The organism is Arthrobacter sp. 10L430 (assembly GCF_056395245.1).
Genome location: NZ_JBFTJD010000043.1, coordinates 1 through 7102 on the forward strand (window position 1 = coordinate 1; position 7102 = coordinate 7102).

At 63.1% G+C, this 7102-nt stretch carries 7 protein-coding genes; 6 read left to right on the forward strand and 1 reads right to left on the reverse strand.

Going from position 1 to position 7102, the window contains the following annotated elements:
* Nucleotides 1-806 (reverse strand): ABC transporter substrate-binding protein (locus tag AC1DDG_RS21395; protein ID WP_476877655.1); only part of this gene is annotated, 806 nt, incomplete at its 3' end.
* A gap of 412 nt (nt 807-1218) precedes the next feature.
* On the opposite strand from AC1DDG_RS21395, the gene AC1DDG_RS21400 reads away from it, so the two are divergent.
* The 6 genes from AC1DDG_RS21400 to AC1DDG_RS21425 all read left to right on the forward strand — a co-directional run.
* Entirely contained in the window at nt 1219-1893 is a 675-nt protein-coding gene (locus tag AC1DDG_RS21400; RefSeq protein WP_476877656.1) for a haloacid dehalogenase type II, read from the forward strand.
* A gap of 27 nt (nt 1894-1920) precedes the next feature.
* Nucleotides 1921-3198: an NAD(P)/FAD-dependent oxidoreductase gene (locus AC1DDG_RS21405; RefSeq protein ID WP_476877657.1), complete on the forward strand. Its 1278-nt coding sequence runs from the start codon at nt 1921-1923 to the stop codon at nt 3196-3198.
* A 34-nt stretch (nt 3199-3232) separates the two neighbouring features.
* A complete protein-coding gene (locus AC1DDG_RS21410; RefSeq protein WP_476877658.1) occupies nt 3233-4780 on the forward strand; it encodes an aldehyde dehydrogenase family protein in 1548 nt (515 codons plus the stop codon).
* Nucleotides 4777-5847, forward strand: a complete 1071-nt coding sequence (locus AC1DDG_RS21415; protein ID WP_476877659.1) for a tartrate dehydrogenase — start codon at nt 4777-4779, stop codon at nt 5845-5847. Before AC1DDG_RS21410 ends, AC1DDG_RS21415 begins: the two co-directional genes overlap by 4 nt.
* A complete protein-coding gene (locus AC1DDG_RS21420) occupies nt 5844-6830 on the forward strand; it encodes a D-2-hydroxyacid dehydrogenase (protein WP_476877660.1) in 987 nt (328 codons plus the stop codon). The genes AC1DDG_RS21415 and AC1DDG_RS21420 overlap by 4 nt, the downstream gene beginning before the upstream one ends.
* Nucleotides 6831-6857: 27 nt before the next feature.
* The coding region (locus AC1DDG_RS21425) for an aldehyde dehydrogenase family protein (RefSeq protein ID WP_476877661.1) at nt 6858-7102 on the forward strand (245 nt) is incomplete at its 3' end.

A 7102-nucleotide genomic window follows, 5' to 3' on the forward strand; every position in this document is an offset into this window, starting at 1 on the left:
GAGCCCTTCTTCAGCCCGACAGACACAAGGTCGCTGTTGCCGACGTTGATCTGGGGGGTGAGGATGGTGAACGCGTTCGGCTGCTGCTTCGCGGCCCAGGCGAGGGAGGTCGTGTCGTAGAGGATGCCGTCGACGCGCTTTGATGCCAGCTGGGTCAGCGCGTCCTGGACGTTGGGCAGCGTCACGGCGTTGATGGCCGGCTGGCCCTTGGAGGTGCAGGTTTGATCCGAGAGGGCCGGGAGCCGCTTGAGCTGGCCCGTCGATCCGGCCGTGACGGCGACGTTCTTACCGCACAGGCTCTCATTGGTGAGCTTCAGCGGATTTCCTGCACTCACGGCTACTGAAGTGCCGGCCGTGAAGTAGTCGATCATGTTCAGGACCTTCAGCCGCTCCGGCGTGGGGGACATGGTGGTGATAGTGAAGTCGTAGCGGCCGCCGTCGATACCGGGAACGATCGTGTCAAACCCGGTGTTCTCGAACTTCAGCTTCAGTCCGAGCTTCTTGGCCACCAGGCGGGCAACATCAGGGTTCAGACCGATCGGGGTGGTGTTGTCCTCAGCCAGGAACGTCGTCGGCGGATAGTGCAGGTCCATTGCGACAGTGAGTTCGCCCTTGTCCTTGATGGACTGCGGCAGCAGTGCGACGGCGGCCGCATCCGGCTGGACACCCTCGGAAATATCAGCAGTGTTTGACGTCTTCGAGCTGTCCGGGGCCGGGGTGCTTGCTGCCGTGCCTCCACAGGCGCTCAGGGCCAGCAAGACGCCAAGTGCTGCCGTGGCAGTCTGAACTTTGTTTCTCGTTTTCATGGTGCTTCCCTTCAAAAGGTTTCAGCTGAAGATGATCTGCTGAGATGGGTGCAGTATTTCCAGAACCCTCCGTCCGCATCAGTTGTTGCAAGACGCGAGGCGGTGCTGGGGTTGGTGCTCCATGCGGGTTGTGATCAGGATCTCGTTTCCGCATCCAAGAGCAATGCAACAGCCCAGATAGCCGATTGTCAACAATTGACGATAAAATAAACCAACTATTTTTCCGCGTTTCCTAGTTGCGAAAGAATCTCACTAAGAACTGTTGACAATCTACAATCAGCAGACCTAGAGTCAGAACAGCGGGCATCGGAGCCCGAAGGACCCCGATGGAACTCCGCAGGCGCAGACTAAAGGAAGGCGGCAGGCCACACATCCGGGCCTCCCGTTCAAGACCGAATGAAACGGACGAATCATGGCAGACACGAACTTCCGGCCGAAGTACATCTCTTTTGATGTCTACGGCACGCTGATCAACTTCGACATCGATCCCACCACCCGTCGCCTGCTTGATGGCCGCATCTCAGAAGAGCAGTGGCCGGCCTTCAAGAAGCAGTTCCGCGGGTACCGGTTCGACGAGGTCCTTGGCGACTACAAGCCCTACGAGGCGATCCTTCAGGATTCCTTTGACCGGGTGTGCAAGCGCTGGGGCATTGGACCGACCGAAGGCGCCGGCGCAGCGTTCGCTGAGGCTGCACGCGGCTGGGTCGCCCACGAGGATGTACCGGCCCCGCTGAAGCTCATGGGCGACAACTACCAGCTGGTGGCCCTGTCCAACGCAGACGACAGCTTCCTGGACATCAGCATTCCGAAACTCGGCGCAGACTTCCACGCCGTCTACACCGCCGAACAGGCCCAGGCCTACAAGCCTCGCTACCAGGCCTTCGAATACATGCTCGACACCCTGAACGCCAAGCCGGAGGACTTCCTGCACGTCTCCTCGCACACCCGCTACGACATGCATCCGATGCACGACATGGGCTTCCGCAACCTCTGGATGTTGGACCGTGGCTACGACCCCATTGGCGAGGGCTACGACCTCACCACTGCCAAGTCCCTGGACGAGATCAACAAGCACCTCGGTCTCTAAACCGACGTCGAGGCGAAAGGTCAAACCGTGAAACTAATTCCTTACTGGCTGGACACGGCCGAAGCATCCGGTGATTACCGGCAGGCTCCGGTACCCGAGAATGTCGATGTCGCCATCATCGGCGCCGGCTTCACCGGACTCTCCGCAGCCCTGGAATTTGCCAAGCAAGGCGCCAGCGTTGCCGTTTTCGAACGCCACACCGTGGGGTGGGGCGCATCGGGCCGGAACGGGGGAATGGCGACTACCGGGTTGGCCATCAGCTTCAGCACCGCGGTCAAGCGCTACGGCGCCACGCGTGCCGTGGAGATGTTCCGGGAATACAACGACGCCATCGACAGCATCGAGAAGCTCGTGCATGACAATGGCATCGACTGCGACTACAAGCGCTTTGGAAAGCTCTCGCTGGCCTTCCACAAGTCCCACTATGAGGGCTTCCTGAAGTCGCAGGAGAAGCTGGCCACCCTGGCCGATCACCATGTCACCGTCATCCCGAAGTCCGAGATCCACAGCGAAATCGGCACGGACTTCTACCAGGGAGCGATGGTTGACCCGCTCGGGGCGGGCCTGCACGTGGGCAAGTTCGTGCACGGGCTGGCCGGGGCGGCCGCTGCCGCCGGAGCGGATATCTGCGAGAACGCTGCAGTGACCGAGCTGAAGAAGGTTTCGGGCACTGTGCACGACGTGCACACCACCCGGGGCATCACCAGGGCCAAGCAGGTCCTGGTCGCCACCAGCGGCTACACCGGCAACATCACCCCATGGCTGCAGCGCAGGGTGATCCCGGTGGGCAGCTTCATCATTGTCACTGACCCGCTGCCCGAAGACGTGGTCAACCGCATCCTGCCCAACCGGCGCCAGGCGTCCGACAGCAAGATGCTCACCTATTACTTCCGGATCACCCCGGACAACAGGCTCCTCTTCGGCGGCCGGGCACGTTTCGCCCTGTCCAGCCCGGACTCGGACGTCAAGAGCGCCGAGATCCTCCGCAAGGCCATGCTCGAGCTCTTCCCCTATCTCTCCAATGCCAAGGTGGACTACATCTGGGGCGGCCTGGTGGACCTGTCGATGGACCAGATGGTCCACGCGGGCCAGCATGATGGGCTCTTCTATTCGCTCTGCTACAGCGGCCACGGTGTGCAGATGGCCGCGCACATGGGCAAGCGCATGGCCCACTACATGGCAGGCGACAAGTCCGCCAATGTTTGGGAAGACCTGAAGAACCCGCCCGTGCCAGGCCACTTCGGGCCGCCCTGGTTCCTGCCCTTCATCGGCGCAGCCGCAAAAATTATCGACCGAGTCAAGTAGACGTTTCCCACCACCAGGCAAGATAAGGGTCCCCATGTCATCAACAACGGTCGCTGAAGCGCGCCCAAAAACTACAGAGGAATCCGCCTACAGGCGCGCACAATTTGCCAACCTTCCCGGCGGAGCTTTTTTCGAAGGGCAGTGGCAGACCGCCGAGTTGACCCTGGAGGTGCGGGATCCTGAGGATGGTGTCCTGCTCGGCCGGGTGTGCACCTCCACGTCACAGGACGTGGAGCGTGCCATCGCGCACATCGACCGCCATCTCCAGGCGGACGAGTGGCCGTTGCGTGCCCGTCGGCAGGCACTGGAAAAGGCAGTGCTGCTTTTGGGGGAGCAGGCCGAGCGGTTCGCCAACATCGTTGCTGCCGAGAGCAGTAAGACCATTACCGAAGCCGAACGTGAGGTTCGGCGTTGCATCGAGACCCTGCGGCTCTCCGCCGCGGCCTCCGAGGAGTTGGCGGGGGAGACCCTGGGTTTTGAGGACAGCATGGCCGGTGCGGGCAAGATTGGCTGGTACAGCCGGAAGCCGGTGGGAATCGTTGCGGCGATTACGCCGTTCAATGATCCGTTGAACCTGGTGGCACATAAGCTGGGCCCTGCGCTGATCGGTGGCAACGGCGTGGTGTTGAAGCCTTCCACGCGCACGCCGCTGACCGGGCTGGCTTTTGTTCAGTTGCTGCTCGAAGCGGGTGTTCCGTCGGGTCGCATCGCCGCAGTCGTCACCGGCCCCGGCGTGTCCGAGGCTGTTGTGACGGACCCCCGAGTGGACCTGATTTCCTTCACCGGCGGGCCGGCCACGGCTGAGCGGATCGCCGCGGCGGCCGGGGCGAAGAAGATCCTGTCCGAGCTCGGCGGGAATAACGCCACGATTGTCTGCGCCGACGCTGATGCCAAAGCTGCGGCGAAGGCCATCGTGGCGGGCGCCTTTGGCGTGGCCGGGCAGAACTGCCTGTCCGTCCAGCGGGTCTACGTCCACATTTCTTTGTTCGATGAGGTCCTGGAGCTGGTCACTACCGGTACCAGGGCGCTGCGGACCGGGCCGAAGCTTGACCGGGGCACCGATGTCGGCCCGTTGATTTCCGAGGCGGAGGCCCGGCGGGTTGAGGAATGGGTGGAGGAGGCGAAGGCTGCCGGAGCCACTGTCCACGCCGGCGGGCAGCGCCGGAATGCGTACTATGAGCCGACGGTCCTGGCTGATGTGCCCTCGGACGCCAAGGTGATCGCGGAGGAAGTCTTCGGGCCGGTGGTCAGCATCTTGCCGTTCATCGAGGTCCGGGACGCCGTGTATTCGGCCAACAATACCGAGTACGGCCTCCAGGCCGGCGTCTTCACGCAGTCCATTGACCTCGCCCTTGCCATCGCCGAGAAGCTGCACGTCGGCGCCGTGGTCATCAACGAGACCAGCGACGTCCGGATCGACTCCATGCCCTTCGGTGGTTTCAAGAAATCAGGGGTGGGCCGCGAAGGCGTCCGGCACGCGGTACGGGGGATGACTGAACCCAAGAACACCATCATCAATCTGGGTGAGTCAAAGGCCCGCTGGCAGGTCCTCGGCGGCCTCACGGAAGGAGCATCCTCATGAGCACGCACAGTATCGCAGTGATCGCCGGCGACGGGATCGGCAAGGAAGTCGTCCCCGCGGCGATTGAATGCCTCGAGCGGATCGCCGGGATTCACTCCCTGAACCTGGCGTTCACGTTCTTCGACTGGGGGTCGGACTACTATGGCCGGCACGGGCGGATGATGCCCGCTGGCGGGCTGGCACAGCTCGCCAGGCACGACGCTATTTTCCTGGGCGCGGTGGGCTCACCGGAGGTTCCGGACACGGAATCGCTGTGGGGGCTGCTGATTCCGATCCGCCGGGAATTCCAGCAGTACATCAACCTCCGTCCGGTTAAAACGCTCGACGGCGTGACCTCACCGCTCGCGTCTGACAAGCCCATCGACATCCTGATCGTTCGTGAGAACAACGAAGGTGAATACTCCGAGGTCGGCGGCCGGATGTACCGCGGCCTGCCGTACGAGACCGCCGTGCAGGAAACCATCTTCACCCGCCTGGGAGTGTCGCGGGCGGCCCACTTCGCCGCGGCGCTTGCAGCTTCCCGCAGAGGACAGCTGACGTCCGCGACGAAGAGCAACGGCATTATCCACACCATGCCGTTCTGGGACGAGGTGGTCGAGGAAACCGTCGGGCAGTATCCCGGCGTGACCGTGACCCACGAGCTGGTGGACGCCCTGGCTGCGCACCTGGTCCTGAAGCCGTGGACGCTTGATGTCATTGTCGCCTCCAACCTTCTCGGTGACATCCTTTCGGACCTCGGCAGCGCCGTCACCGGCTCCATCGGCGTCGCACCAAGTGCAAACCTGAACCCCGAGGGCGACTTCCCGTCCCTTTTCGAACCGGTCCACGGTTCGGCGCCGGACATCGCAGGGAAGGGCCTGGCCAACCCTGTAGGACAGATCTGGTCCGGCGCCATGATGCTGGAGCATCTCGGGCACCCCGAGGCCGCCGCGCACCTCCAGTCAGCGTTCGAATCGGCCCTGCGTGACGGTCACGGCACCCACGACGTCGGCGGAACCTCGTCGACGTCGGAATTCACGGCAGCCGTCCTGTCCGCGATCGACACCCTCGCCCCGGTAACGGCATGACGACCGGCGCCACCGGAGCCAAGCGGCCCGTCGTCGCCGCCCTCTACCACGAGGCGCTCCCGCCACGCCTGGCAGAAATCGAAGAGTTCGCAGAAGTCCGGCTGACTAAGGCAGAGGGCCTCGCGAAGGCGATGGTCGGCGCGGACGTGCTGTATCAGTGGCACTCCTTCTCGCCCGCGCTCAAGGAGAACTGGGGCGCCGCCTCTTCCCTGCACTGGGTCCATGTCTCGGCGGCGGGGGTGAGCCAGTTGCTGTTCGATGAGCTGATCCGCAGCAACATTGTTTACACGAACTCGCGCGGGGTCCTCAGCCGGGCCATCGCAGAGTTCGCCCTCGGGTTTGTACTGGACATGGCCAAGGACGCACAGGGCTCGTTCAGGCTGCAGCAGGAACAGCGGTGGCAACACAGGGTGACGCGCATGATCCAGGGACAACGCGCCCTGGTGGTCGGCACCGGCTCCATCGGACGTGAAATCGCCCGGCTGTTCCGCGCTGCGGGAATGGAGATCAGTGGCGCCGGGCGCACAAGCCGCGCCGGGGACGGTGACTTCGAATGGATCTACTCCTCGCAGGACCTGGCCGGGATTGTCCATGACTACGACTTTCTTGTGCTCGCCGCTCCGCTGACCTCAGAGACCAAGGGACTGGTCAACGCGGAGGTCCTGGCGGCCATGAAACCATCTGCACACCTGATCAACGTAGGGCGCGGCGAGCTGGTTTATACGGGCGCCCTGACCGAAGCCCTGGCGTCGGGTTCCATTGCCGGAGCTGCCCTTGATGTGGTGCACCCCGAGCCTCTGCCCCGGGGGCACGCCCTCTGGAACATGGAGAACGTCATCATCACACCCCATATGAGCGGTGACACCGAAGACTACCTCGATGATCTCGGGAAACTGTTCGTCGACAATCTGAGGCGCTTCTGCACTGGCCAGCCATTGCAGAACGTCGTGGACAAAACCCTCGGGTTCGTCTCCGTTTCCTGAATCCCGGCCTTTCAAAGGAACTACGCTATGACCACGTCAACGACGACCATCACCACCACCATCAACCACTTCATTAACGAAGCCGAGACCGCCGGCGAAGGCGGCCGGACGCAGCCCGTCTATAACCCGGCCACCGGCGCCGTGTCCGCGGAGCTGCGGCTGGCCAACCGGGCGGACCTGGATGCCACCGTCGCTGCGGCCCGCAAGGCTGCCGACTCCTGGGGTGACATTTCCCTGGCCAAGCGCACCGGGGTGCTGTTCAAGTTCCGCGA

What these genes read in the sequence shown, in the direction of transcription:
- AC1DDG_RS21400 (WP_476877656.1), top strand. Translation starts at nt 1,219, where the DNA reads ATGGCAGACACGAACTTCCGGCCGAAGTACATCTCTTTTGATGTCTAC.
- AC1DDG_RS21410 (WP_476877658.1), top strand. Translation starts at nt 3,233, where the DNA reads ATGTCATCAACAACGGTCGCTGAAGCGCGCCCAAAAACTACAGAGGAA.
- AC1DDG_RS21415 (WP_476877659.1), top strand. Translation starts at nt 4,777, where the DNA reads ATGAGCACGCACAGTATCGCAGTGATCGCCGGCGACGGGATCGGCAAG.
- AC1DDG_RS21420 (WP_476877660.1), top strand. Translation starts at nt 5,844, where the DNA reads ATGACGACCGGCGCCACCGGAGCCAAGCGGCCCGTCGTCGCCGCCCTC.